The sequence below is a fragment of the Nocardia gamkensis NBRC 108242 genome (assembly GCF_001612985.1).
Lineage (GTDB): Bacteria > Actinomycetota > Actinomycetes > Mycobacteriales > Mycobacteriaceae > Nocardia > Nocardia gamkensis.
Map to the genome: position 1 here is coordinate 41,750 of NZ_BDBM01000034.1, position 25,228 is coordinate 66,977.

The window sequence follows — 25,228 nt, forward strand, 5'->3', positions numbered from 1 at the left end:
CGGCAGGCGGCTGCTGCGGGAATCGGTCAGGAGAGCGGCGGCGACGTGTTTGGTGGCAACGAGAACATCGGTGGGCTGGCCGCCCGGCGGCGCCGCAACAGGTGGATCTGGATCTCGAGCGCGGTGGTCGTCCTGATCGTCGTCGCCGCCGTGGCACTGCTCGCGGTGCGGCCGTGGACCGACGAGTTCCGGCACGGTGGCCTCACCATCGCCGACCCGCCCGCTCCGGTCGAGCCGTCTCCGCAGGTCGGTCCCGCCCGGTCCACCCATTCCGCACCGAGCCCGGCGGGAATCGCCGCCGCGCTCGCCCCGGTGATCGCCAATCCGGACCTCGGCGCGTTCGCGGGCCAGGTGACCGACGCCGACAGCGGGATCGTGCTGTGGAGCGGCGACGCGAACCGGCCGATGATCCCGTCGTCCACCGCGAAGATCCTCACCAGCGCGGCGGCCCTGCTCACGCTGCCCGGCGAGCACCGGGTGATCACGAAGGTCGTCGCGGGTGCCGCGCCGAACGAACTGGTACTGGTCGGCGGCGGCGACCCGACTCTTACCGCGCAACCGGACGGCAAGGGGTACTACCCGAACGGGCCGCGGCTGTCCGACCTGGTCACCCAGATCAAGTCGGCCGGGCGCGCGGTGGACACGATCGTCGTCGACATCTCCGCCTACACCGGCCCCACCATGGCGCAGGGCTGGGACCCGGTGGACATCCCCGAGGGCTCCATCGCCCCGATCGAGCCGGTGATGATCGACGGCGGCCGCCTGCAACCGCTCGTGGAGTACTCGCCGCGCACCGCGACGCCCGCTCTCGACGCCGGGCGGCGCTTGGCCACCGATCTGGGGTTGGACCCGGCCAAGGTACGCGTGGGCGCCGCGCCCGCCGGTGCGGCCGAGATCGCCTCCGTGCGCTCGGCGCCGCTGCGCGACCGGTTGCGCGACATGATGGTCCACTCCGACAACGTGCTCGCCGAGACGATCGGACGGGAGATCTCCACGGCCACCGGCGGCGAGGCGTCGTTCACCGGCGGGGCCACCGCGGTGCGCGCGGCGCTGAGCAAGGCCGGTTTCGATCTGTCCGGCCTGGATATGCACGACAGCAGCGGGCTTTCGGTGGACGACCGGATTCCCGCGCGTTTGCTCGACCGGGTCGTGGCGAGCGCGGCCGAGCCCACCGGCGCCACGGCGGTGAAACCGGCCGGTACCAAGGCCCAGCCGGAGAACGACCGGGTCGCGGCCACCTTGGCGCCGATGCTCGACGATCTGCCGGTCGCGGGTGCCACGGGCTCACTGACCAGCCGTTACGTCGCCCGGGACCGTCAGGGCGCGGGCTGGGTGCGGGCCAAGACCGGAACTCTGTCGGTGTCCAGCGCGTTGGTCGGGTATGTGCTGGACGCCGATGGGCGGGTGCTGACCTTCGCTTTGATGTCGAACGATCGACCGCCGGAGGTGAGCAGGCCCGCGTTGGACGCGATCGCAGGCACGCTGCGAAATTGTGGATGCTCCTGACGGGTGGTTGATCATGACCCAGCAAGGTTCCGAGGCAGCTGAATTCGGCTCCGCCGATGGGGTCGAGCGGCGAAAGGGCCGCTCGGGTCTGTCCGGCGCGGTCGATTGGCGCTTGGCCGCGAAAACCGGCTCCGCTCTGGTTCCGGCGGGTCCGCGCACGTCGCGCTACTCCGCCGAACAGGTGGTCGCCGAACTCGCCGATTCCTCGGTGCGGGCGGAGGCGCCGGTACGTGAGGTCAGCGGCTTGCTGGACGACCGGCCGGTCCCTTCGGCCAGGATCGTCGACCGGCCGGGGTGGATCACGGCCGCCGCCGACTCGATGGCCCAGCTCACCGGGACCGGTGCGGCGGGGCCGGACCGCAGACTTCTCGTGGGCAAACCCGCCGGTGTGCAGGCGGGCGCGATGCTCGCTTTCCTGTCCACGGCGATTCTCGGTCAATACGACCCGTTCACGGGGTCCGACGGCACCTTGCTGCTGGTCGCGCCGAACATCGTGGCCGTCGAGCGGGCCCTCGGGGTGTCGCCGAGCGACTTCCGGCTCTGGGTCTGCCTCCACGAGGTCACCCACCGGGTGCAGTTCTCCTCCGCGCCCTGGCTCGGTGACTACATGCGCGCCAACGTCGAGGTTCTCGGCGAGGTCGCCGAAGAGCCGGTGAGCGAGATGCTGTCGCGGCTGGTGGACGAGGTGCGCGACCGTCGTCGCGGGGCCGCCTCCGACGACCCGGCCGCGCGCGGTGTGGTCGGCCTGCTGCGCGCCACCCAGGCGCCGCCGCAGCGCGCGGCGCTGGACCGGCTGCTCATGCTCGGCACCCTGCTGGAAGGGCACGCCGACCACGTCATGGACGCGGTCGGCCCGGCGGTGGTCCCGTCGGTCGAGCAGATCCGCACCGCGTTCGACCAGCGGCGCAGGCGTCCGACCAACCCGGTGCAACGCCTCCTGCGCGCCCTGCTCGGCGTGGACGCGAAGGTCGCCCAGTACGTGCGCGGCAAGAAGTTCGTCGACGAGGTGGTCGGCACCGTCGGGATGACGCGATTCAACACGGTGTGGACCGATGCCGAGACGCTGCCGCGCACCGACGAGATCGAGCATCCGCAGCGCTGGATCGAGCGCGTGCTGGCCTGAGCGGGCAGGGCCACTGCGATGGATCGCCGGTCGCGGTCGGCCGGTAGGCTGCGCCCATGGGGCGTGCGCCAGGAACGACACCCGGGCGCTTCGGGTCGGAGACCGGGTCATCCGGTCCTGGGCGAGCGGCCGCTGCGGGCACCCCCCGGCGGCTGCCCGAGACCGCGGCCGTGCTCGCCGTCCGCAGGGCGGTCCGCGACTGGCTGAGCGTTTACGGGCCGCGCGAGACCGAAGAACAGGCAGTCGCGGTCGCCTTGTCCGGTGGCGCGGATTCGCTGGCACTCACGGCGGCGGTGGTGGTCGAGACGAACACGGTCGACGCTCTGGTGGTCGATCATCGCTTACAGCCCGGTTCCGGGACCGTCGCCGCCACCGCGGCCGCACAAGCCCTGGCCATGGGCTGCCGGTCCGCCCGCGTGCTCACGGTCGAGGTCGGCACCGAGGGCGGTGTGGAAGCCGCCGCCCGCAGGGCCCGCTATGCCGCGCTGGACTCGGCGCGCGCGGACCTGCCGGTGCTGCTCGGGCACACCCTCGACGACCAGGCCGAAACGGTGCTGCTCGGGCTCGCGCGAGGCTCGGGTGGCCGCTCGATCCAAGGGATGGCCGCCTGCGCCGAGCCGTGGGGGCGGCCGTTGCTCGGCGTGCGCCGGGAGACCACCCGGCAGATGTGCGCCGACCTGGGCGTGACGCCGCACGACGATCCGCACAACGCGGCGCCGGAGTTCACCAGGGTGAGGCTGCGCACCGAGGCGTTGCCGCTGCTGGAGCGGATTCTCGGCGGCGGGGTGGCCCCCGCGCTGGCACGCACGGCCGAGCAGTTGCGGGAGGACGGCGCCGTCCTGGACGCGCTCGCCGCCGAGCTGCGGCACACCGCGAGTGATGGGCGGGCGCTGGTGATCGAGACCCTCGCCACTGCGCCCGCCGCCCTCCGTAAACGGGCAATTCGGGCATGGCTGCTCGACAACGGAGCGAAAGCCCTGACCACCAAGCATTTACAGGCAGTCGACGAGCTGGTTACGGCTTGGCGCGGACAGGGCGGCGTGGCGGTCGGCGGAGGACGGCCGGATTGCAGGTTGGTCGCCGGGCGTGAACATGGCAGGCTGACACTGCGGCTGGGCGAGGATGGCATCGGACCGATGAAGCAGACCCAACCGGACCAACGGGCTCACCACCACGGAAGGGAATCCGGCTGACGTGTACGGGGACGACATCGCGTCGGTGCTGATCACCGAGGAACAGATCGCCGCCAAGACCCAGGAGCTGGCCGAACTCATCGCCAAGCGGTATCCGCCCGATGCTCCCGAGGGCGATCTGCTGCTGGTGGGTGTGCTCAAGGGCGCCATCTTCTTCATGACCGACCTGGCCAAGGCCCTGCCTATCCCGACCCAGATGGAGTTCATGGCCGTCTCGTCCTACGGGTCGTCGACGTCGTCCTCCGGCGTGGTGCGCATCATGAAGGACCTGGACAAGGACATCGCGGGCCGCAACGTCCTGATCGTCGAGGACATCATCGACTCCGGGCTCACGCTGTCCTGGCTCAAGCGCAACCTGTCCACCCGCAATCCGGCGTCGCTCGAGGTGGTCACCCTGCTGCGCAAGCCCGACGCGCTACGCACGCCCGTCGAGGTCGCGCACGTCGGCTTCGACATCCCGAACGAGTTCGTCGTCGGCTACGGCCTCGATTACGCGGAGCGCTACCGCGACCTGCCCTACATCGGCACCTTGGACCCGAAGGTCTACGGCGGCTGAGACTCAGCCGGGCAGGATGCCGAAGATCGTTGCCGGGGAACCGGAACCGCCGCGGTAAAGCGGTCCGCCGACCAGCACCCACGCCCCGGTCGCGGGCAGCGCGGCCAGGTTCGCCAAGCATTCCAAGCTGATCCGGTGCTCGCCGTAGAGCAGCTTGGACACCGCGTACGTCTCGTCGGCGCCCACGTCGGGGCCGAACGTGTCGATGCCGAGCGCGCCACGGCGGCCGAGCCTGCCCCCGCGCAGCAGCCATTCCACCGTCTCCACCGCGAAACCTGGTTGCCGACCGGCGGATTCACCCGTGCCGACGAATTCCGGCGTACCCCACTTGGCGTCCCAGCCGGTCCAGGCGATTATCGCCGCGCCGTCCGGAATCCGGCCGTGTTCGGCTTCCCACCGCGTCAGATCGTCGACCGTGATCGCGTAGTCGCGATCGTTCGCGCAGCGTTGCCGGACATCGATCCGCACCGCGGGCAACAGCAGATCGTCCAATTCCAGTTCGTGCGCGGCCAGCCCGTCGGCACGGAAATGAACCGGTGCGCCCCAATGGGTTCCGGTGTGTTCGCCCTGCTGGATATAGCGCAGGTGGTAGCCGTCGTCCGCGATCGTGGCCACCACGTCGGCGCGGAATTCCGGATCGCCCGGGTACAGCGGGGTGGTGACCGGATCGTGGACGTGCGAGAGGCTCAGCAGTCGCCCGAGCGGGCGCGGTGTGGTCATCGCGGACGCTGCGGGATCGCCCTGGCCAGCGCGAGCAGATCCGCTTCGAGGAGCCGGAAGAGTCGATAGGTCAGCACGAATGCCAGGATGCCACCCACGCTCAGCACGCGCACCGGAACGATCACCAGCTCCAGGTCGGTGGCCTCGACGAAGGTCGCGCTCGCCACGCCCAGCAGCGGAACCGACGCCGCCACACCGAGATAGAGATTGCCGCGCCTGGCCAGCGCGCGCAGCTGACGTTCGTCGTCGCGACCGATACCGCCGCGCACCAGAAGTTGTGGATAGATCGAGCGCACCGCGTAGACCATGATCGGAAAGAACGGATAGGCCAGCGCGATCGCCGCGCACACCACTTGCGCCGCGAAGAAATGCAGGAAGGTGCCGCGCGGCAGCGCGACGCCGGAGGAGGCCAGTCCCAGCGGCCAGATGATGCCCGCCACCAGCCAGAAGCCGAAGGGTATCCACACCGCCCAGTCGCCCATCAGCAAGGTGTCGCGGCGCGCTTTCGCGAGCGTGCGCGCGGAATACCCGGAGCCGCGGCCGAGGCGGTACGCGATGGTGAGCGGCCGCCGGGTCATGAACAGCAGCAGCAGTGCGGCCACCGGGAACGCGACGAGATTGTTGATCAATCCCACCGCCGCGAACTTCTCCTGGTCCGCGGCCGACATCCGGTCGATGATCAGGCTCTGGTTCAGCCGGATGTTGTAGAAGCTGGCCAGCATGTTCGGCACGCCGACGCACAGCGCCGCGACCGGGAGCAGCCATGCGCGGGCTCGGTGGGCGAGGCTGTCGGGCGGGGGATCGACCAGGTCGCGAGCGCGGGCGTCCAGGCACAGGTCGAGCTGGCCCGCGAGTTCCGCACCGCCGCGCCAGCGGCGTTCCGGATCGGCGTGCAGGCAATCCAGCAGCACCCGGCGCAGCGCGGCGGGGGTGTCTTCCGGCAGGCGCGCGAGCGCCTCCGCCGAGACGCCCCGGCGGCGCACCGCGAGCATCGCCGCGTACGTCTCGGTGGCGGGTCCGCCCTCGGTGAGCGGTGGATCGTCGAACGGAATAGCACCCGTGAGCATCTCCCACAGCAGCACGCCGAGGGAGTACACGTCGCTGCCGTTGCCGGGGGCGGGCGCGTCGGGATCGAGGTAAGCGGCCAGCTGCTCCGGCGAGCGGTAGGCCAGTGCGCCGGTCGCGCCGGGACCGTGCGGCGCCGAAGCGCGGGCCGCCTCGCCGAGAGCGAAGTCGGCCAGCTTCGGGATGCCCTCCGCGGTGAACAGCACGTTCGCCGGCTTGATGTCGTGGTGCAGCACGCCGTGGTGCTCGGCGTAGTCCAGGGCATCGGCCAACCGCCTGCCCACCCACGCCACGGTCTCCGGCCAGGTCAAGCGGGCGATCTCGGCACGAACGCTGGAATCCGACGGCCGGATCTCGCCCTTGGCCTCCATCGCGGTGTCCAGCGCTCGCAGCAGCAGTGCGCCGCCCTCGGTCACCGAGCCGCGACGGCGTTGCTCGAGGAGACCGACCGCTGTGCCGCCCGGGAGGTACTGCATGTAGACCAGGCGCGGGGGGACGGTCGAGGGGGAGTCCGATACGAACGGCGTGCGGGCGGGCGCGGAGCCGGTGTGGGCCGGCGGGCCCGCGACGGTCGCGTCCGGATAGATCGATCGGTCGACCACCGTCGCGTCCGGAGCGGCGAGAACCGCGGTGCCCTCACCGGATCCGGGGGGTCGCCCGGCAGCATGCTCGGAGATCGGCGCACCGTCGCGGCGTGGGCGGCGAGTACCGGCTACTGCGGTGTCGTCACTGTCTTCTGGCGCGGTGAACGCATCGGCCGCCGCGGCGACCGTCGCGTCGTTCGCGGCGGATCGTCCGCTGTGTGTCGCGTCGGCCGGTTGGGTGTGGGGCTGGGCGATTGTCGCGTCGTCTGTGCTGGATGCCCGTCGGCTGTGTGTGGCGTCGGCTGGTTGGGTGTGGGGTTGGGCGATTGTCGCGTCGTCTGTGGTGGGCAGTTGGGTGAGCGCCGCATCGGAACGGCGGGCATGAGGAGCGCTGGGTTGGGCGATTATCGCGTCGTCCGTGGGGGACTGTCGGATGTGAGCTACCTCGGCTCGCCGGACGCCGGGCTGCGCGACCGGCGCATCGTCGCCGGGGTGGCCCGGTGGGGCTGCGACCGTGGCGTCCGAATCCGCGAGCGGGAGTGGGCGGGCGGGCCGTGGCGCGGCGAGAGGCGCATCCGCGTCGGCTGTGCCTGCGATGGCGTGGCCGCCGTTCGCGGGCGCACCGGCGACCGTCAGCGTGCGTGCGGTGTCGGCGCTGAGCACCCGCTGGTCGAAGACGCGCACTATGTGGGCGTGATCGAGCTGGGCCATGGTGCGTGGCGCGGCCGCCCGGCCCGCCGAGAACCGGACGGCGACCAGCCGCTGCATGGAACGCTGCCTGGCCAGGAAGACGCGGCCGAGCAGCCCGGCGCCCAGATCGGTGATCAGGTCGAAGTCGTCGATTCGCAGACCGGGCGCCAGGTCGGCCAGCGCGGCGACGGCTTCGCTCGATTCGGCGTTCGTCCCCGCGTCGTCGGCGAAATCGGCGAGACGTTCGCGGATCGCGGCGGCGAACTCCGGATATTCGGCGAGGTAGTCCTCCAGCGGCAGCGATCCGACTTCATGGCGCGCCAGAAATTCTTCGCACAGCAGATCGACCAGTTCCGGGCTGTCCGCCATTTCGGGGAATTCCTCGCGGTACTCCGCGATCCGTTTGCCGAGCCCCTCGTGTTCCCAGCGCCGCCGCAGATCCACCCGGATCAGGTCGACGAGCACCGCCAAGCGAACCTGCGTGCCGTCGGGTACGTAGTCGCGGATCTGCGGTGGCAACCGGTCGCCATGGACGCTGCTTTGCCAGTCGGCGGAGAACCGGGCGACGGCATGGGTGCGGGGCAAGCTCACGCGGCGGTCTCCGCGGCGGTCTTGTTCGCTCGGGCGGACCTGCCCTCCGAGGATCCCGTTACGGCGGCTTCGGGATCGACCACCCGCTCCAGCGCCCGCAGATCCGCTTCCAGCGCACGGAAGATCAGATAGGTCCCCACGAACGCGATTATGCCGCCCACGCACAGCAGCCGGACCGCGAAGATGACCGACGGGATGTCGGACGGGGGCAGGAAGGTCACCCCGGCGACCGCGAGCAGCGGCACCGAGGCGGCCACCGCGAGGTAGCCGTTGCAGCGCCGGTCCAGGCCGCGCAGCCACACCGCGTCCTCGGGGCTGATGTCGCCGTGCCGGAGGAACAGCGGGTAGACGCACCGCACCATGTAGAAGGTCAGCAGGAAGAAGGGATACGCGACCGCCATCGCACCGCACACCACCAGTGACGAGAAGAAGTGCACCACGGAGCGCGTCGATATCCCTCCGGTCGACACCTGTAGTGCGATCAGGAAGACCGGTCCGGCCAGCACCCACAGCGAGAAGGCCACGGCCACGGCTCGGTCGCCCATCAGCAGCGCGTCGCGTCTGGCGCGCCGCAGGGTCTCCGGGTCGTATCGTCGCCCTTTGCGCAGGCCACGCGGCACGGTCAGCACGTATCTCGCCATGTACAGCACGAGCGCGATGCCGGTCGGGAAGAAGATGGCGTTCACCGCGCCGGTGATGATGAGGAAGGTCTGCTGGGCTTCCTCGGTCATCCGGCTGATGATCAGGTGTTGATTGTGCTGGATGTTGTACAGCGAGGCGAGCACGTTGGGCAGCGCCATCGCCGCCAGCGCCACCGGGACGATGTGCGGGCGCAGCCGGCGCCGCCAGCTGTTCGGCGCCGGGTCGACCAGCTCGCGGGCGCGCGCGTCCTGGCACATCTCCAGCTGCCTGGCCAGGATGGTGCCACTGGACCAGCGGTCGGCCCGGTCCGGGGCGAGGCAGGTCCGCAGTACGCGGCACAAGGCGGCGGGGCAGTCGGCCGGGATCCGCTCCAGCGCGGTCTCGTCGACGCCGGCGCTGCGCCGCTCCAGCATGGCCTCCAGTGTGGTGTCGTCGCCTCGATCGCCCGCGCCCGCCGTCCGGTCGTCGAACGGCTTCGCGCCGGTGAGCAACTCCCAGAGCACCACGCCCAGCGAGTAGATGTCGGCTCGGGTGTCCAGGTCGGCGGCGCTGCGGCCGAAGCTGGGGTGGCAGGCCTCCAGCTGTTCCGGCGACATGTAGGCCAGTGAGCCGCCGAAGTAGGCCACCGGGCTGGTGCCCTCCACGTTGCGGCTGAAGCTGATGTTGAAGTCGGCCAGTTTCGGCACGCCCTCGGCGGTGAGCAGGACGTTGGCCGGTTTCACGTCGCGGTGCAGCACGCCGTGCGTGGAGGCGTAGTCCAGCGCCTCGGCCAGCCTTCGACCCAGCCAGGCCACCGTCTCCGGCCAGCTCAGCTTCGCGATCTCGGCGCGCACACTGGAGTCGGTCGGCCGGATCTCGCCTTTCTCCTCCATGGCCGCGTCCACGGCGTCCAGCAGGAGCCGGCCGCTGCGCTCGGCGGGCGGGGTGGCGCGCACCCAGCGCAACACGCTCAGCAGCGTGCCACCCGGAAGGAACTGCATGTAGAGCAGTCGCAGCCTGCGTGCGGCGCCCTCGGCGTCGTCGAGCAGCCGCTGGTCGAAGACCCGCACGATGTAGTCGTGGTCGAGCTGGGCCAGCGTCTGCGGTTCGGTGCCGTGGTCCAGCGAGATCTTGACCGCGACCAGCCGTTGCAGCGAGCGCTGCCGGGCCAGGAAGACCCGGGCGAACGCGCCGCTGCCCAGACCGGTCAGCAGATCGAAGTCATCGATGCGCTGACCGATCTCGATGCGGTCGAGCGGGTCGGAGCGGCCCGGCCCGGTCCCGATCGTCGTGGGCGCGGCGGTGGCCGTGCCCGTCAGATCGGCGGCGGTCGTTCTGGTCACCTCGGAATCACGAACAGACTCGGTGGTTCGGTTCAATGCGGTATCGGCGAGGACCGATCCGGTATGCGCCAACACGGTCCGGGAAGAATCCTCGGTAGTCGCGCGGCGGGTGCTCTGATCGATGTCGTCGGTGTTCAACAACTCGCGCAGTTGCTCGGCCTGCCGCGGATATTCGCGCAGGCATTCGCGCGGATCCACTCGCTCGCCGCTCTGGCGGCGGATGACGAACTCCTCGTACACCAGACCGGCCGGAATATCGTCGGACGCGAGTTCGGGGAATTCGGCGCAGTAATCCGCCAAACGCAACCGCGTGGCCGGTTCCGGCACGGTGCTCGTGGCCGTCACCGGGCGACGCAACCAGCGATGGCGCAAGTCGACGCGGATCAGCTCGAGCAATGCCTCGCGACGCAACGTGGTGGCGTCGGGCAGGTAATCGGCGATCGTCGGCGGGCGCCGGGTCGATTTCCATGCCGCCGAGAACGCCGCTACCGCGTCGGATTCGGCATGCGACAACTCGCCACCCCTCGGACGGGTGGAAACACCTGTGTCGGGATCGGAACTTCTTCCAGAGTTCGCACTCATGCTCGGACCTTGTGGCTCGGCGGACGCCGCGGAATCCGCATCGGTCGTTGTCGGATGGCCGGAAATTTCCGCCACACCCCACACCATCATCCCCCGTGCCGTATTCGAAATGATAACTTGCGGCACGACAGTGGATCACCCGATTTCGACAACGACGCGACGGGGGATGACCAGCACATGTCTGACGAGGCCGCAATCGTGGCGGACGGCTCGATATCGGCGCGCCGCGCCGCGCCGCGAACAACCATTCCGAATGCGAAGACCAGCGAACCGGTCCTTATCCGACCGCTCGGGGCCGCCGCGGGCGTACGTCCGCAGAGCGCTCGGGAAGCCGAGGCCGGTCTCGAACGCGGTCCGGCCGCGACGATCGCGGCGTGCGTGCGAGACGGCCTGCTGCACCCCGGCCAGGTGGCCGCGGATGCCGGGACGCGGATCTCGGCGGCGGACCGCGAACACACCGCGTTCAGCGTTGTCCGTGCCGAACAGGCGATGGCCGAGTCGGTCGGTCTGATGGAGCGTGACGACCTCGATGTACTACCGCTGGCCGGTGTCCCGGTCGCGGTCGAACACGGCCTCCCGATCGCGGGCGAGCCGGTGCCGTGGGGCCCGGCGGCCGCCGCGGATCATCCGGTGGTGGCCAGGCTGCGGGCCGCGGGCGCGGTGGTCGTGGGCCACGTGACGGCGCCCGAGCTGAGCCGATGGGTGACCAGCGCGGGCACGGAACCGGTCGTCCGCAATCCGTGGAACCCCGCACGCAACGCGGGAAGCGCGGCAGGCGCCGCCGTCGCGGCCGGGCTGGTCCCGGTGGCGCACGGGTGCGACGGCTTGGGCGCGGTGCGGGTCGCGGCCGCGTGCTGCGGCGTCTTCGGGATCAAGCCCGGGCAGTACACCGTCCCCGGTGCGGGCGCCTGGTCCGGACTGGTCGAAAGCGGTGTCCTCGCGACGAGCGTGGACGACGCCGCGCTGGCGCTGTCGGTGCTGGCGGCGCGGCCGGACCTAGCCGAGGTGGATCCACCCGCCCGACTACGGATCGGACTGGCCGTGGATCCACCTTCTCGCCTGACGCGCGTCGACCGGCACTGGACGGCCGCGGCCCGCAGAGCGGCCTCGCTGGCCGCGGCGGCGGGCCATCTCGTCGAACCGACCGCGCTACCGTACGGAAACGCGCTGTTCGCGGCATCCCTACGCTGGCTGGCCCTCGGTGCACGCGATGCTCCCGCGCTACCCGAGCCCGACCAGCTATCCCGGAGAGCCCGGCATCGACTGGCCCTTGGCCGGACGGTGCATCGGTTACGGCTCGCGCGGCCCGCCCAGATCGACCGGGTCGAGGCGCGACTACTGGAGTTCTTCGAGCATTACGACGTGGTGATCACTCCCACGCTCGCCGCCCCGCCGCCCCCGGTGCGGGCCTGGCACTTCCGCAATCGGCCGGCCACGCTGCTCGCGGGCGCGCGGTTCGCCCCCTTCACTCCGCTGTGGAATCTGGTCGGCTGGCCGGCCGCATCCGTCCCCATGGGTGAGCATCCTCGGTCGGGTACGCCGGTGGCGGCCCAGCTCGCCGGACCGCCGGGCAGCGAATCCACCCTGCTACGGCTGGCCGCGCAACTGGAGGCCCACTATCCGTGGCAGCGCACGGCGCCCGCCACCACCGCGGGCCGATTCAGACGCTGACCGGCGATTGCTGCGCGGCGAATCCGCCCTCGACGGCCCGGCCCGCGAACTCGAGGATGGTCGGCCGGTTGTCGTCGGCCCGCCACGCCACGGCCAGCTCGCACGGTGCGAGCCCCGACACGGGACGCGCGGTCAGCCCCGGCCAGCGGTACATCGGCACGTTGTTCTCGGCGAGCAGGCACACGCCGAGGCCGAGGCTCACGGCCTCCAGCTTGTCCTCGGCGGTCGCGGCCTCGGCGCCGATCTTCGGCGGACGGCCTGCGCGTCCGTCGTTGCCGAGCCAGAAATCGCGCACCGCACCGGCTTCGGTGGGCAGCGCGACGAACGGTTCGTCAAGCAGATCGGCGAACTCGATGGTCTCCGAGACGGCCAGCGGGTGGTTCTCCGGCAGCAGCACCCACCGCGGTTCGGTGCGCAGCACCTGCCAGCGATAGCGGCTCTGGTCCGGCAGCGGCAGCCAGACCAGAGCGAGGTCGGCCTGGCGTCCGGCGAGCCCGCTGGAGGGATCGGTCCATGAAGCGGCGTGCAGTGCGAGGCGATGCCCGCTCGCGCTCTCCAGATCGCTGAGCAGACCGCGGCCCAGCGCGGACTGGATGCCGACGCGCAACACCTCGCCCGCCTCCTGGAGCGAGACGTTGGTGACCTCCCACAGCTCCAGGATCTTGCGGGCGCCTTCGAGCAGTTCCTTGCCCGCGACGGTCAGTGCGACACTGCGCTGGTTGCGGTCGAACAGGACCACGTCGAGCTGACGTTCCAGCTGACGGATCTGACGCGACAGGGTGGGTTGAGCGATGTGCAGCCGCTGAGCGGCGTTGGTGAAGTGCAGTTCCTCAGCGACGGCGACGAAATACCGCAGGTCGCGCAAATGCGGGTCCATAGCCCCTTGCTATCAGAATCAGTCCGGAATTTCCAGGCTTATCAGGCCGAAAAGTTCGGATACGGGTGCCGAAACAGTCGGCAGGTTTGTTAGGGACAGCATATTGCCTGCGATGGTGTTGCGCATCAACCGGTTGGCGAATTCTCGGCATGCGTGCAGCTGTTGCCCTCCTGTCGTCACAGTTGGGCAGTTGACCAGCATGAATGAGGTCTTTCCCGGAGGGGTAATGGCGGATTGTGGCCATCACTGCGGGCGCCGATCACCGGCTGAGGATTTGCCGCTGGCCGTCCGGTCGATGTAATCGAGACCTCGCGTGATTTTCCTCACATGACTGGGGCGAACGGCGCTCGAAGTGTTGCTCGCGGTACAAAGCGAGGCGCCGCGACCGAGACGAATCCCGGCCGCGACGCCTCGGCTCCGCGCTGTGTTCACACCCCGCGGGCGCGCTCCTCGTAGGCCTTGCGCTTGTCCGCGTCGACGTCGGCGAGGAAGGCGCGGCCGGACCCGAGCGCCCGGCCGATGCCGTCCCCGACCGCTTCCGGCAGCAGCCCGACGAACTGGGAGATGAACCCGGCCACCGCGGTCACCCTGACCTTCGACTTCGGTGCGACGATCAGCTTCGCGACGGCGTCGGCGATCTCCTCCGGTTCGGCGGCGCGCATCAGCTTGGGCGCGGTGACGCCGGAGCCCAATTCGGTGTTGGTCAGCGTGGGCAGCACCGAGGAGAAGCGCACCCCGGTGCCGCGGTACTCCTCCCGCAGCGTGTCGGTGAAACCCAGTACCGCGTGCTTGCTGGCGTTGTAGGTGGCCAGACCCGGGATGTGGGCCTCACCGGCCAGCGAGGCGATGTTGATGATGTGCCCGCTGCCGCGCGGCAGCATCCGGCGCAGCGCCAGTTTGGAGCCCAGGATCACGCCATAGACGTTGATGTCCAGGATGCGCTTTGTCAGCGGATCCGGCTCGTCCACCAGCTTGCCGGTCGGCATGATGCCCGCGTTGTTGATCAGCACGTCGATCGGGCCGAGGGTGCGCTCCACCTCGTCCAGGAACCCGTCGAACGAATCCTGATCGGTCACGTCGAGCCTGCCGTAGAGCTCGAAGCCGCGTGCCGTGCCCGACTCCTTGACCGTGGTCTCGTCGATGTCGCCGATCGCGATCCGGGCGCCGAGGGCTTGCAGCGCGGTCGCGGTGGCGAGCCCGATGCCGCGCGCGCCACCGGTGATGACGACGACCTTGCCGCGGATCTGCTTCGCTTCGGTCACTTGTCGTCTCCCTTCAGCTTCAGCAGGGCCGGAAGGTCGAGGCGGCGTAGGCCGCGCGCCCCCGCCGCACGCATCGCGCCGAGTGCGAACAGCAGCTTCGGCATCGAGTACGGGTACCAGAACAGTTCCTTCTGCTGGGTCGGCAGGATCGGCGTGGTGATCGCCTGCTGACGGCAGTACTTGCGCACGCCGTTCGCGCCGCCCCAGCGGGCGCCGACACCGGACAGGCCCCAGCCGCCCATCGGCAGGGCATAGCTGAACAGGTTGGCGAAGACGTCGTTGATGTTGACCGCACCGGCGTTGAGTTGCCGGGCGATCCGCTCGCCCCGCTCCTTGTCGCCGGTCCACACCGACGCCGAGAGGCCGTAGACGGAGTCGTTGGCCAGCCGTACCGCCTCGGACTCATCGGCCACCTTCATCACCGGCAGCGTCGGGCCGAAGGTCTCCTCGGTGACGCAGGACATGGAGTGATCGACGTCCACCAGCACGGTCGGCTCGAAGGCGGTGCCGAATCCGGCCCGCTTGCCGCCGGTGAGGACCTTGGCGCCCGCCGCGACGGCCTCCTCGACGTGGCGTTGCACGATCGCCACCTGGTTCTCGTTGGCCAGCGCTCCCACGTCGTATTTGGAATCACGTCCGTCCAAGCCCTGGCGCAGCGCCTTGACGTTGGCGGTGAGCTTGGCGACGAACTCGTCGTACACCGGCGCCTCGACGTACACCCGCTCCACCGAGATGCAGACCTGGCCGGAGTTGAACATGCCGCCGAAGGCGATGCCGTGCGCGGCGCGCTCGAGGTCGGCGTCGGCCAAGACGATGGCGGGGTCCTTGCCGCCCAGTTCCAGGCTGTACGGCACCATCCGTTCCACGCAGGCGGCGGCGATCTTGCGGCCGGTCGCGGTGGAGCCGGTGAACTGGATGTAGTCGGCGTTGCCGACCACGGCCGCTCCGGTCGCGCCCGCGCCGGTGACCACCGCGAAGACCGGCGGCGCGCCGATCTCGGCCCAGCCCTTGGCCAGTTCGAGCGCCGAGAGCGGGGTCACCTCGGAGGGCTTGAGGATGACGGCCGCCCCGGCGGAGAGAGCGGGGAAGACGTCCATCACCGGCATGGCCAACGGGAAATTCCACGGTGTGATGACGCCGACCACCGGATAGGGCCGGTAGACCGTGGTCAGCCGCTTGACGCGGGCCAGCGGGCTGTGCGGCGACGGGTGATCGTCGGCCAGGAACTTCGCCGCGCGGCGGGCGTAGTAGCCGATCAGATCGGTCGCGAAACCGGGGTCGATCAGGGCGTCCACCCGGGGCTTCGCGGTCTCCGACTGCAATACGGTGGCCAGCCGGTCGGTGTTGTCGATCAACCAGTCCTGGAACTTCAGCAGCCAGACCTTGCGTCCTTCGGGGCCGATCGCCTCCCATTCGGGCTGATACAGCCGCAGTTCACGGACCTTGGCCGCGACCGCGTCCGCGGTCTCGTCCGGCACCGTGCCGACGACCTCGCCCGTGCCGGGATTGCGCACCTCGATGACGGCGGGACCGTCCTTCTTCGCGGTCGTTTCGCGTGCCTGCGCCTCGGTCGCGGGCGCTGGTTCGGTGTTGGTCACTGCTGTTCTCCCACTGACGTTGTGTTGAACCGCGGTCTGCTGACTGCTGTGAGGCAGGCCACTGAACTATGATCGTGACACAATCCGAACCAAGTTTCTTGGCCCGAATTGTCAAGGAAAATGGGCAAATTTGTTTTCTTGGTACAAAGAATGACGAAGTATCCGCCGAGTCTGAAGTATCCGCCGAGTCGAAGGAGAGCGCGATGACCGGTGGTCCGCCGCGGGGCGGCGCGGTCCGGCCGAGCCCGGCTCCCGACGAAGTGCGCGAATGGCTGGCCGAATACGTCTACGAGACGACACGCGCGGAAGTACTGGAGCGGATCGTCACCCGGCTCGACGACGTGATCATCGCGCGCATCCCCGAACTCGCCGATCGCGATATGCGCCGCGACCTCGCGGCCAGCACCCGGGCGCACGCCAGGATCGTGCTCAGCCGCCTGGCCAGCGACGCCTTCGAGTTCTCGCTGCCGGAGGAGGCGCACGCGTTCGCGCGCAGCGTGGCCCGGCGCGGCTTCGAACTGCGGCTGCTGCTGCGGGTCTATCACGTGGGCATGGAAGCGGTGCTGGACTACATGACCGAGGTCGTCGAGCAGCGGCAGGCCACGCCGGAACTCGAGCGCGTGGTGCTGCTGCGGCTGTTCGAGCGGGCCACGAAGTGGATCAGCACCTCGGTCGAGTTGCTCACCGACACCTACATGGAGGAGCGCGAGCAGGTCTTGCGCGCCGCGCTCAACCGGCGCGCCGAGACGGTGCGCGCCCTGCTGGACGGCGACGACGTGGACGTCGAGCAGGCGTCGGTGCGGCTGGGATACCGCCTGTCGCAGCGGCACCTGGCCTTCGTGCTGTGGACCGACGAGCCGACCGGCGAGCCCACCGGTGCGGACGCGGAGGCGACCGGGCTGCTGGATCGGGTCGCGGCGCGGCTTGCCGCGGCACTGGGCAGCGCGCGGGTGCTCACCGTTGCGTCCGGCGCCAGCGCGATGTGGGCGTGGGCGGGTACGGACGACGGAGAACACGGCGCCGAGCTCGCGGCGCCGGGCGAAGTGGAGCGGCTGGCCGCGGTGCAGGTCGAGGCGCCGGTGCGGGTGGCGTTCGGCGTTCCGGCCGGGGGGATCGCGGGCTTCCGCCGCAGTCATCGTGAGGCGGTCGCCGCGCGGCAGGTCGCCGAGCGCGCGCCCGCGGGCGGCCCTCGGGTCACGGGCTATCGAACGGTGGAGATCGCCTATCTCGCCGGCGCGGACGAAGCGGCCATGCGCGGGCTGGTCGAGCGGGAACTCGGCGCACTGGCCGGGCGGGACGCGCACGCCGCGCGGCTGCGCGAGACGCTGCACGCCTATCTGCGCAGCCAACGCAGCCCGGAGGCCACCGCGAAAGTACTCGGTGTGCACAAGAACACGGTCCGCTACCGCGTGCAGCGGATCGAACAACTACTGGGATATCCGATCGAGGAGCGTGGCCTGCCGCTGGAGATCGCGCTGGTGTGCGTCGCCGTCTACGGCACGGACGCCCTGCCCTGAACCGCCGGCTAGTCGCCCACGGCTTCGCGGGCGGCGATGCGGCGCAGCGGTGGCTCGGTGGTCGGCGCCACCCTCCGGTCGGGTAACTCGGTGAGCAAGGTGGTTGTCGCCTCTGCGATGGCCGCGACGGCCTTGTCGACGGCCGCTTTGGTGGTCGAGCTCAGGCCGGACACGCCACCGACCTTGCGCACGTACTGCAGTGCGGCGGCATAGATTTCCTGCTCGGTTGCGGCAGGTTCCAAACCACGCAGGACGGTGATGTTTCTACACATGCGAGCACACTAGCCCCAGATCACGACATGCGTCAGGGCAAGAAGTCACCGAGGCCGAAATCGTTTCGCCCGCGGGACGCCCCAGGGTCCGCGGCGGCGACATCGGCGCCATCCGCGAATACCGCGCGTCGGCCGCGCGGGATGGGGAACAATCGGGGCATGTCTTCGCGCGGTGTACCCACCTTGACGACCTTTCCGTACGCGGAGCTGGACGAGCGGGAGGAAGATCATTGGTCCGGCGCCGCGGTAACCGACGACGAATTGCGGGCGTTGGCCCTCGGCGCCTTCTACTCGGCGCGCTGGGACGCGTTCCACGACGCGCTGCTGCTCGGCCCGGAACGGGCGCATCCGCTCGGCGATCGGCGCGAGCTGGCCATCGATACGCTCACCGGTGCGTGGGGCATCACCGACGGCACCGAGGCGCAGGCGTCGATGGAGCAGTTGCTCGACGGCATGCACGCCCCGCTCTACGCGCTGGTGCACCCGTTGGTGACGGCCTCGATCAACGCCAGCGAGCGCGATCGGTTCGGTGAGCGCGCCGACCGGCACCGGGCGTTCCTGCGGCAGGTCGGCGCGTTCCGGGGGATGGACAATCCGGAGGCGCTGGTCCGCGACTACGACATCTGGTCGCAGGCGATCAAGATCGGATTCACCGACCATCTGACGCGGCCGCTGCCCAGCGACATCCACGCCTGGGATCTGGCCCGGGTGGTCGCGGTGGCCAGGATGGCCTACACGGCCGGGTACCTCGATGCCGACGTGGCTTGGAGTTATCTGGCGCGCGCACTGCCGCTGGCGCAGAGCAAGTACCGCAACTGGCGCCAGTTCGGCGACGCCTATCTCACCGGCTGGACCTATTGGCAGGCCTGTGAGGACCTGGCGGAGCTGAAGAACGGCGGCGTCGACCGCCGCAAGGAGTTGCTGCGGCTGTGGCTGCGCCCGACCAGCCCGTGGCGGCGGATCGCGCTGAACTCAGTTCCCGTCGGGGAGTGAGCGCAGGATCCCGCGGCCGTAGCGCTGGAACTGGGCGTCGTCGACCATGCCGAGGGAGTGCCGCTCGACCAGCAGTTCCCACTCCGAGTACAACTGGGCCACACCGGGATCGGCGGAGCCCGCGGCGCCGTCGGCGGACTCCCGGCGCACCGCGAAGTTCACCGCGCAGGTGACCCGATCGGTGTCGGCGCGGTCGGCGCCCGAGAAATGTAGCGTCCGGCTGCCGTCGTGCACCTCGATGCCGGTCGCGCCGCGTCCGGGACCGATCTCGCCGCGGCCCGCGGCCGGGGTGTCGGTGACCCGGGCCCACACGATCACCGGAATCGGGAGTTCGTGCGCGTAGCGGCCGTCGCCGATGGCGATGAACAGCAGCCGCGCCGTGGTCGCGGCGAGCAGGCCGGAACCGCTGCCCGCGGGCGGGTGCGCCACCGCGATCGCGGTCTCCAGGACGTACTCGTCCGGCGTCACGTAACGATGCAGAGCCGCTATCGCCTGCTTCGCGTCGCGGCGGGGGGACATCCTGCGCGTCGCCCGCTCCACGTCGGCGCGGATGGGACCGCCGCGGCCCCAGGTGGGCGCGGGCGGGCACAGATCCGGCGCCGCGACGTCGATGCGCTGGGTGGCCATGATCTGCCTGTTGAGCCGGTCGACGATCTCGGTGGCCGCCGGAACGTCGTGTTCGGCGATCAGGACCGGCAGCGGGGTGCGGTCCGCGGGCACGCCGGTGAGCACGGGCGTCGGGTAACGCAGATAGATCTCGATGACGACCGCGTCGTCCGCGCGCCGGTTCAGCCGGACCTTCAGCAGGTCGGAGACCGGGACATCGAGCACGCGCTCGCCGTCGGACCCGGGTCGCAGGACGATCAGCCTGCCGCCGCCGTGACGCAGTATCGCTGTGGGTGTCCGTAACTCGACTATGTCCATACCCCCTGCGCTCGTGTCTGGTCTGCGGCGCTCCCGGGGCCTTCGTGGTTTGCGAGCTACCGCCTACGTGCCCGTCGCTCGCGCCGCGATGTTGTGTCGTCGCTCACGATAGGCCGAACATGCCATGATTGTTGCCACTTGGAGGAAGCCGGACCGGGGACATCGGGAACCACCGTCGTTCCCCGGCCGTTTACCTCGTTAACTGCACCTGCAGCCGAACTGTGCGATGTATCGAGTAGACCGTACGCGGTAACGTGGCTTGTCCGCATCCGAACCCCGCGGAACCGGACGCGCCAGATGCATCGCTAGGCAAGAACCGGAGACACCGGAAAGGACTGGCCGCCCCGGCCGACGCTCTATGAACCGCAAGACAGTGTTTCGCACCCTGGCCATAGTCTCGGGCATTCTGCTCGTGATCTATGCGTTCAGCTATTTCGGCAACGACACGCGGGGCTGGAAGAGCGTCGATACCTCGGTTGCCCTCAGCCAGCTCGAGAACAAGAGCAACGTCCAGAACATTCAGATCGATGATCGCGAGCAGCAGCTGCGCATCGAGCTGAAGGACGGCAACGACGCCACCGGCGGGCAGAACAAGATCATCGCGAAGTATCCGGGCGGCAGCGAGACCTCCGCCCAGGTCTTCTCTGCCGTGAAGAACTCCGGCGCCCCGTACAACACGGTGGTCAAGCAGGAGAGCTGGTTCACCCAGATCCTGCTGTTCGTGCTGCCGATGGTCATCCTGCTCGGCCTGTTCATCTTCGTGATGGCCCGCATGCAGGGCGGCGGGCGCGGCGGCATGATGGGCTTCGGCAAGTCGAAGGCCAAACAGCTGTCCAAGGACATGCCCAAGACCACGTTCGCCGACGTGGCCGGAGCCGACGAGGCGGTCGAGGAACTCTACGAGATCAAGGACTTCCTGCAGAATCCGGTCCGCTACCAGGCCCTCGGCGCCAAGATCCCCAAGGGCGTCCTGCTCTACGGCCCGCCCGGCACCGGTAAGACCCTGCTGGCCCGCGCCGTCGCGGGCGAGGCCGGTGTGCCGTTCTTCACCATTTCCGGTTCGGACTTCGTGGAGATGTTCGTCGGCGTCGGCGCCTCCCGGGTGCGCGACCTGTTCGAGCAGGCCAAGCAGAACAGCCCCTGCATCATCTTCGTCGACGAGATCGACGCGGTCGGCCGCCAGCGCGGCGCGGGCCTCGGCGGCGGGCACGACGAACGCGAGCAGACCCTCAACCAGCTGCTGGTCGAGATGGACGGCTTCGGCGACCGCACCGGCATCATCCTGATCGCGGCGACCAACCGGCCCGACATCCTCGACCCGGCGCTGCTGCGTCCCGGCCGGTTCGACCGGCAGATCCCGGTGGGCAACCCCGACCTCGCCGGTCGCCGCGCGATCCTGCGGGTGCACTCGCAGGGCAAGCCGATCTCGCCGGACGCCGACCTGGACGGCTTGGCCAAGCGCACCGTCGGCATGTCCGGCGCCGACCTGGCCAATGTGATCAACGAGGCCGCCCTGCTCACCGCCCGCGAGAACGGCGCGATGATCACCGGCGAATCGCTGGAGGAGTCGGTCGATCGCGTGATCGGCGGTCCGCGGCGCAAGAGCCGGATCATCAGCGAGCACGAGAAGAAGATCACCGCCTACCACGAGGGCGGCCACACCCTGGCCGCCTGGGCGATGCCGGACATCGAGCCGGTCTACAAGGTCACCATCCTGGCCCGCGGACGCACCGGCGGCCACGCCATGACGGTGCCCGAGGACGACAAGGGCCTGATGACCCGCTCGGAGATGATCGCCCGCCTGGTGATGGCGATGGGCGGCCGCGCGGCCGAGGAACTGGTGTTCCACGAGCCGACCACCGGCGCGTCCTCCGATATCGACCAGGCCACCAAGATCGCCCGCGCGATGGTCACCGAGTACGGCATGAGTGCCCGGCTCGGCGCCGTCCGTTACGGCCAGGAGCAGGGCGATCCGTTCCTCGGCCGCTCGATGGGCATGGGTTCGGACTACTCGCACGAGGTGGCGGGCGCGATCGACGAGGAGGTGCGCAACCTGATCGAGGCCGCGCACACCGAGGCGTGGGCGATCCTGAACGAGTACCGCGACGTGCTCGACGACCTGGCCACCGCGCTGCTGGAACGGGAGACCCTGCACCGCAAGGATCTCGAGCAGATCCTCACCTCGGTGCAGAAGCGCCCGCGCATCACCGCGTTCAACGATTTCGGCGACCGCGTCCCTTCGGACAAGCCGCCGGTGAAGACCCCTGGCGAGCTGGCCGCCGAGCGTGGCGAGTCCTGGCCGCCGGAGCCGGTCGCCGAGCCGGTGGCCGCGTCCGCGCAGCGCGAGCCGCAGCCCGCCAACGGGTACCCGCCGCACGAGAGCGGTTACGGCGCTCCGCCGCAATACGGCCGCCCGCCCGCGTCGGGTGGTTACCCGCTGCCCCAGGCGCCCGCTCCGGCGTATCCGCGCCAGGGGACGCACGGTTCGCGGCCGGACTACGGCGCTCCGGCGGGATGGTCGGCTCCCGGCTGGCCGCCGCGGGACGAGCCGCAGCCGGGTCAGCCGGGCTGGGGCGAGCCACAGCAACCGCGGCACGGCTACCAGCAGTGGGGTCCGCAGGGCGCGCCCGAGGGTGGCTACGACCGGGACGGGTACGGCGATCGCGGCGGCTACGACGAGCCGCGCCGGACCAATCCGAACGGTGAGGGCGACAACGGCGATTGGGATGGACCGAACGGTCGTCACTGAGCGGTGACGATTAGGCTCGTCCATCGTGGGGGTGCCGAGAAATTGCCGGCGCCCCGGGAGTTTGGAGGTGTCCTCGATTGTCGGCGAACGAGCATGGCGGTGGTTACATCCTCGCCGAACCGGACAGTGCTGAACACAACGGTGTCGACATCGGCGTGACGGAGCCCGGCCCCGTCGCATTGGAAACGGGCAGATCATTCGATCAGGCGCGGGCCGAAGCGGCGGTGCGGGAATTGCTGATCGCCGTCGGCGAGGACCCGGATCGGCCCGGCCTGCTCGAGACGCCCGCCCGGGTCGCGCGCGCCTACCGGGAGACCTTCGCCGGGCTCTACGTGGAACCGGATTCGGTGCTCAACACCACGTTCGACGAGGGGCATCAGGAACTCGTGCTGGTCAGGGACATTCCGATGTACTCGACCTGCGAGCACCACCTCGTGTCCTTCCACGGCGTCGCCCACGTCGGCTACATCCCCGGCCCGCACGGCCGGGTGACCGGCTTGTCCAAACTCGCCCGGCTGGTCGACCTGTACGCCAAGCGCCCGCAAGTGCAGGAGCGGCTGACCAGCCAGATCGCCGACGCGGTGATGCGCAAGCTGGACCCGCGCGGTGCGATCGTGGTGATCGAGGCCGAGCACCTGTGCATGGCGATGCGCGGCATCCGCAAGCCGGGCGCGAGTACGACCACCTCCGCCGTGCGCGGACTGCTGCAGTCCAATGCCGCCTCGCGCGCCGAGGCGCTCGATCTGATTCTCCGGAAGTGAGCGGTCCCGCGGTGTCCGAACCGAGCGGCGCGCAGCGCGCGGCGACTGGTGCGACCAGGCAGGACACCGCCACGGCGCGGTCGGAAGCGGGATCGACCGCGCCGGTGCGCGGGTTCGCCCGCGCCGGACGCTCCTGCGTCGTGATGGGCGTGGTGAATGTCACCAGCGATTCGTTCTCCGACGGCGGCCGATACCTGGATCCCGAATTGGCCATCGCCCACGGTGTGCGGCTGCACGCCGCGGGCGCGGACATCATCGACGTCGGCGGCGAGTCGACCCGGCCGGGCGCGGTCCGCATCGACGCGGCGACCGAGGCCGCGCGGGTGGCCCCGGTCATCCGCGGCCTGGTCGCGGCGGGCGTACCGACCAGCGTGGACACCATGCGCGCCGCCGTTGCCGCCGCGGCGCTCGAGGCCGGGGTGTCGGTGGTGAACGACGTCTCCGGTGGCCGCGCCGACGCCGAAATGGTGCGGGTGGTCGCGTCCGCGCGGGTCCCGTGGATTCTCATGCACTGGCGGGCGGGCGCCGACTACCGGCACACCGGACCGGCGGACCACTACGACGATGTGGTCGCGGAGGTGCTCGCCGAACTCACCGCGCAGGTGGACCTGGCCGTGGCCGCGGGCGTCGACCCATCCCGGCTGATCCTCGACCCCGGTCTGGGCTTCGCGAAGAACGCCGAGCACAACTGGGCGCTGCTCGGCGCGCTGCCCGAATTGGTCGCGCATGGGCTGCCGGTCCTGATCGGCGCGTCGCGCAAACGTTTTCTCGGTTCGCTGCTCGCCGACGAGGCGGGTCCGCGCCCGCCGGACGGCCGGGAGACCGCCACCGCGACCATCTCGGCGCTGGCCGCGCTGCACGGCGCGTGGGGCGTGCGGGTGCACGACGTGCGCGCCTCGCTGGACGCCATCACGGTCACCGATGCGTGGCAGAATGCCGCACGGCAGCGCGCCGCACAGTACGACACCGCCCGACCCAGTGCGCAAGGAGCTCGACGATGAGCCGGTCCCCCGTCCACGCCGAACACGAGGCACCGCCACGTGATCCGGTGATCCGGCGCGGCGCCGACCGCATCGAATTGCGCGGCCTGCGCGCCTACGGGCATCACGGCGTGTTCGAGCACGAGCGCCGCGACGGTCAGGAATTCCTGGTCGATCTGACGGTGTGGGTGGATTTCGCGGTGGCCGCCGCGTCCGACGATCTGGCCGCCACCGTGGACTACGGCGCGCTGGCCGAGCGTGCGGTGCGCATCGTCCAGGGTGAGCCGCGCGATCTCATCGAAACGGTGGTGTCGGAGATCGCCGACGACGTGATGACCGATCCGCGGATCAGGTCGGTCGAGGTGGTGCTGCACAAACCGTCCGCGCCGATCCCGCACACCTTCGCCGATGTGCGGGTGGTCACCTCCCGGCACCGGGGGGAGCCCGCCGGATGAGCGAGCTACCTTGCGGCACGGCCACTTTCATCGTGCCGGGTGCCGGGGAGGCACGCCGATGACCCGTGCCGTGCTGTCCATCGGTTCGAATCTGGGCGACCGGCTCGCGTATCTGCGCAGTGTCCTCGACGGGTTCGGCCATCGTGTGCTGGCCGCCTCTGCCGTGTACTCCACGGCGCCCTGGGGTGGTGTCCCGCAGGCGGACTACCTCAATGCCGCTGTGCTGGTGGAGGATCCGGCCTTCAGCTGCGCGGATTGGTTGCGTCGCGGCCAGGAGCTGGAGCAGGCAGCGGGGCGAATGCGCGAGGTGCGCTGGGGCGCACGCACACTCGACGTGGATGTGGTGTGGTGCGCCGAACTGCGCGACGGGCAGCCGGTCGCGTGCCGCAGCGCCGACCCGGATCTGTTGCTGCCGCACCCGCAGGCGTACCGGCGCGCTTTCGTGCTGGTGCCGTGGCTGGACGTGGCGCCGGACGCGGTGCTGGAGGTCGACGGCGCGCCGCATCCGGTGGCGGATCTGCTGGCGCGGCTCGATCCGGCCGAACGCGCCGGGGTGCGCCGCACCGAGTTCTCGCTGACGGGCGAGGCGTCGTGA

At 70.1% G+C, this 25,228-nt stretch carries 20 protein-coding genes; 12 read left to right on the forward strand and 8 right to left on the reverse strand.

What is annotated here, in order from left to right:
• Positions 1 to 66: 66 nt before the first annotated feature.
• Genes dacB through hpt form a run of 4 tightly spaced genes read left to right on the forward strand, consistent with a single transcriptional unit; the run spans position 67 to position 4,378 of the window.
• Positions 67 to 1,506 (forward strand): D-alanyl-D-alanine carboxypeptidase/D-alanyl-D-alanine endopeptidase, encoded by a 1,440-nt coding sequence (gene dacB / locus NG1_RS24925; protein WP_062974745.1) that lies wholly within the window; start codon positions 67 to 69, stop codon positions 1,504 to 1,506.
• Between the two features lie 13 nt (positions 1,507 to 1,519).
• Positions 1,520 to 2,629 (forward strand): zinc-dependent metalloprotease, encoded by a 1,110-nt coding sequence (locus NG1_RS24930; protein ID WP_084499175.1) that lies wholly within the window; start codon positions 1,520 to 1,522, stop codon positions 2,627 to 2,629.
• Between the two features lie 56 nt (positions 2,630 to 2,685).
• Positions 2,686 to 3,822 carry a tRNA lysidine(34) synthetase TilS gene (gene tilS, locus NG1_RS24935; RefSeq protein WP_062974685.1) on the forward strand — a complete coding sequence of 379 codons (1,137 nt, stop codon included), beginning with the start codon at positions 2,686 to 2,688 and terminating at the stop codon, positions 3,820 to 3,822.
• 1 nt (position 3,823) lies between these two features.
• On the forward strand, positions 3,824 to 4,378 hold the full coding sequence (gene hpt / locus NG1_RS24940; RefSeq protein ID WP_040864524.1) for a hypoxanthine phosphoribosyltransferase: 555 nt from the start codon (positions 3,824 to 3,826) through the stop codon (positions 4,376 to 4,378).
• Positions 4,379 to 4,381: 3 nt separating this feature from the next.
• On the opposite strand, the gene NG1_RS24945 is transcribed toward hpt, so the two are convergent.
• Genes NG1_RS24945 through NG1_RS24955 form a run of 3 tightly spaced genes read right to left on the reverse strand, consistent with a single transcriptional unit; the run spans position 4,382 to position 10,505 of the window.
• Complete coding sequence (locus NG1_RS24945) at positions 4,382 to 5,098, reverse strand: cyclase family protein (protein WP_084499171.1); 717 nt, start codon at positions 5,096 to 5,098, stop codon at positions 4,382 to 4,384.
• Positions 5,095 to 8,028 carry a protein kinase domain-containing protein gene (locus tag NG1_RS39080; RefSeq protein WP_062974687.1) on the reverse strand — a complete coding sequence of 978 codons (2,934 nt, stop codon included), beginning with the start codon at positions 8,026 to 8,028 and terminating at the stop codon, positions 5,095 to 5,097. Before NG1_RS39080 ends, NG1_RS24945 begins: the two co-directional genes overlap by 4 nt.
• Positions 8,025 to 10,505, reverse strand: coding sequence for a serine/threonine-protein kinase (locus tag NG1_RS24955; protein WP_439956483.1), 2,481 nt, complete (start codon positions 10,503 to 10,505; stop codon positions 8,025 to 8,027). Before NG1_RS24955 ends, NG1_RS39080 begins: the two co-directional genes overlap by 4 nt.
• A gap of 246 nt (positions 10,506 to 10,751) precedes the next feature.
• Between NG1_RS24955 and NG1_RS24960 the strand changes: the two genes are divergently transcribed.
• The gene (locus NG1_RS24960) at positions 10,752 to 12,245 is read left to right on the forward strand and encodes an amidase family protein (RefSeq protein ID WP_062974751.1); all 1,494 of its coding nucleotides are present in this window, start codon (positions 10,752 to 10,754) and stop codon (positions 12,243 to 12,245) included.
• On the opposite strand, the gene NG1_RS24965 is transcribed toward NG1_RS24960, so the two are convergent.
• From NG1_RS24965 to NG1_RS24975, 3 genes are all read right to left on the reverse strand, one after another.
• On the reverse strand, positions 12,235 to 13,122 hold the full coding sequence (locus NG1_RS24965) for a LysR family transcriptional regulator (protein WP_040864525.1): 888 nt from the start codon (positions 13,120 to 13,122) through the stop codon (positions 12,235 to 12,237). The genes NG1_RS24960 and NG1_RS24965 overlap by 11 nt on opposite strands.
• A gap of 428 nt (positions 13,123 to 13,550) precedes the next feature.
• A complete protein-coding gene (locus NG1_RS24970; RefSeq protein ID WP_062974689.1) occupies positions 13,551 to 14,384 on the reverse strand; it encodes an SDR family oxidoreductase in 834 nt (277 codons plus the stop codon).
• Positions 14,381 to 15,982 carry an aldehyde dehydrogenase family protein gene (locus tag NG1_RS24975; RefSeq protein WP_062974691.1) on the reverse strand — a complete coding sequence of 534 codons (1,602 nt, stop codon included), beginning with the start codon at positions 15,980 to 15,982 and terminating at the stop codon, positions 14,381 to 14,383. Before NG1_RS24975 ends, NG1_RS24970 begins: the two co-directional genes overlap by 4 nt.
• A gap of 203 nt (positions 15,983 to 16,185) precedes the next feature.
• Between NG1_RS24975 and NG1_RS24980 the strand changes: the two genes are divergently transcribed.
• Positions 16,186 to 17,499, forward strand: coding sequence for a PucR family transcriptional regulator (locus tag NG1_RS24980; protein ID WP_062974693.1), 1,314 nt, complete (start codon positions 16,186 to 16,188; stop codon positions 17,497 to 17,499).
• Positions 17,500 to 17,507: 8 nt separating this feature from the next.
• Here the strand turns inward: NG1_RS24980 and NG1_RS24985 are convergent, their stop codons facing one another.
• A complete protein-coding gene (locus tag NG1_RS24985) occupies positions 17,508 to 17,771 on the reverse strand; it encodes a DUF2277 domain-containing protein (protein WP_062974695.1) in 264 nt (87 codons plus the stop codon).
• Positions 17,772 to 17,930: 159 nt separating this feature from the next.
• Here NG1_RS24985 and NG1_RS24990 point away from each other — a divergent pair, with 159 nt between their 5' ends.
• A complete protein-coding gene (locus NG1_RS24990) occupies positions 17,931 to 18,764 on the forward strand; it encodes a DUF1266 domain-containing protein (RefSeq protein ID WP_062974753.1) in 834 nt (277 codons plus the stop codon).
• Here the strand turns inward: NG1_RS24990 and NG1_RS24995 are convergent.
• A complete protein-coding gene (locus tag NG1_RS24995; RefSeq protein ID WP_062974697.1) occupies positions 18,744 to 19,688 on the reverse strand; it encodes a hypothetical protein in 945 nt (314 codons plus the stop codon). The genes NG1_RS24990 and NG1_RS24995 overlap by 21 nt on opposite strands.
• A gap of 358 nt (positions 19,689 to 20,046) precedes the next feature.
• Between NG1_RS24995 and ftsH the strand changes: the two genes are divergently transcribed.
• The 5 genes from ftsH (at position 20,047) to folK (ending at position 25,228) form a co-directional block, all read left to right on the forward strand.
• The gene (ftsH, locus tag NG1_RS25000) at positions 20,047 to 22,437 is read left to right on the forward strand and encodes an ATP-dependent zinc metalloprotease FtsH (RefSeq protein ID WP_062974699.1); all 2,391 of its coding nucleotides are present in this window, start codon (positions 20,047 to 20,049) and stop codon (positions 22,435 to 22,437) included.
• A gap of 149 nt (positions 22,438 to 22,586) precedes the next feature.
• Complete coding sequence (folE, locus tag NG1_RS25005; protein WP_174315378.1) at positions 22,587 to 23,198, forward strand: GTP cyclohydrolase I FolE; 612 nt, start codon at positions 22,587 to 22,589, stop codon at positions 23,196 to 23,198.
• Positions 23,199 to 23,341: 143 nt separating this feature from the next.
• Positions 23,342 to 24,199 carry a dihydropteroate synthase gene (folP, locus tag NG1_RS25010; protein WP_062974754.1) on the forward strand — a complete coding sequence of 286 codons (858 nt, stop codon included), beginning with the start codon at positions 23,342 to 23,344 and terminating at the stop codon, positions 24,197 to 24,199.
• Positions 24,196 to 24,633: a dihydroneopterin aldolase gene (gene folB, locus NG1_RS25015; RefSeq protein ID WP_084499172.1), complete on the forward strand. Its 438-nt coding sequence runs from the start codon at positions 24,196 to 24,198 to the stop codon at positions 24,631 to 24,633. The genes folP and folB overlap by 4 nt, the downstream gene beginning before the upstream one ends.
• Before the next feature lie 58 nt (positions 24,634 to 24,691).
• A complete protein-coding gene (gene folK, locus NG1_RS25020; RefSeq protein ID WP_062974703.1) occupies positions 24,692 to 25,228 on the forward strand; it encodes a 2-amino-4-hydroxy-6-hydroxymethyldihydropteridine diphosphokinase in 537 nt (178 codons plus the stop codon).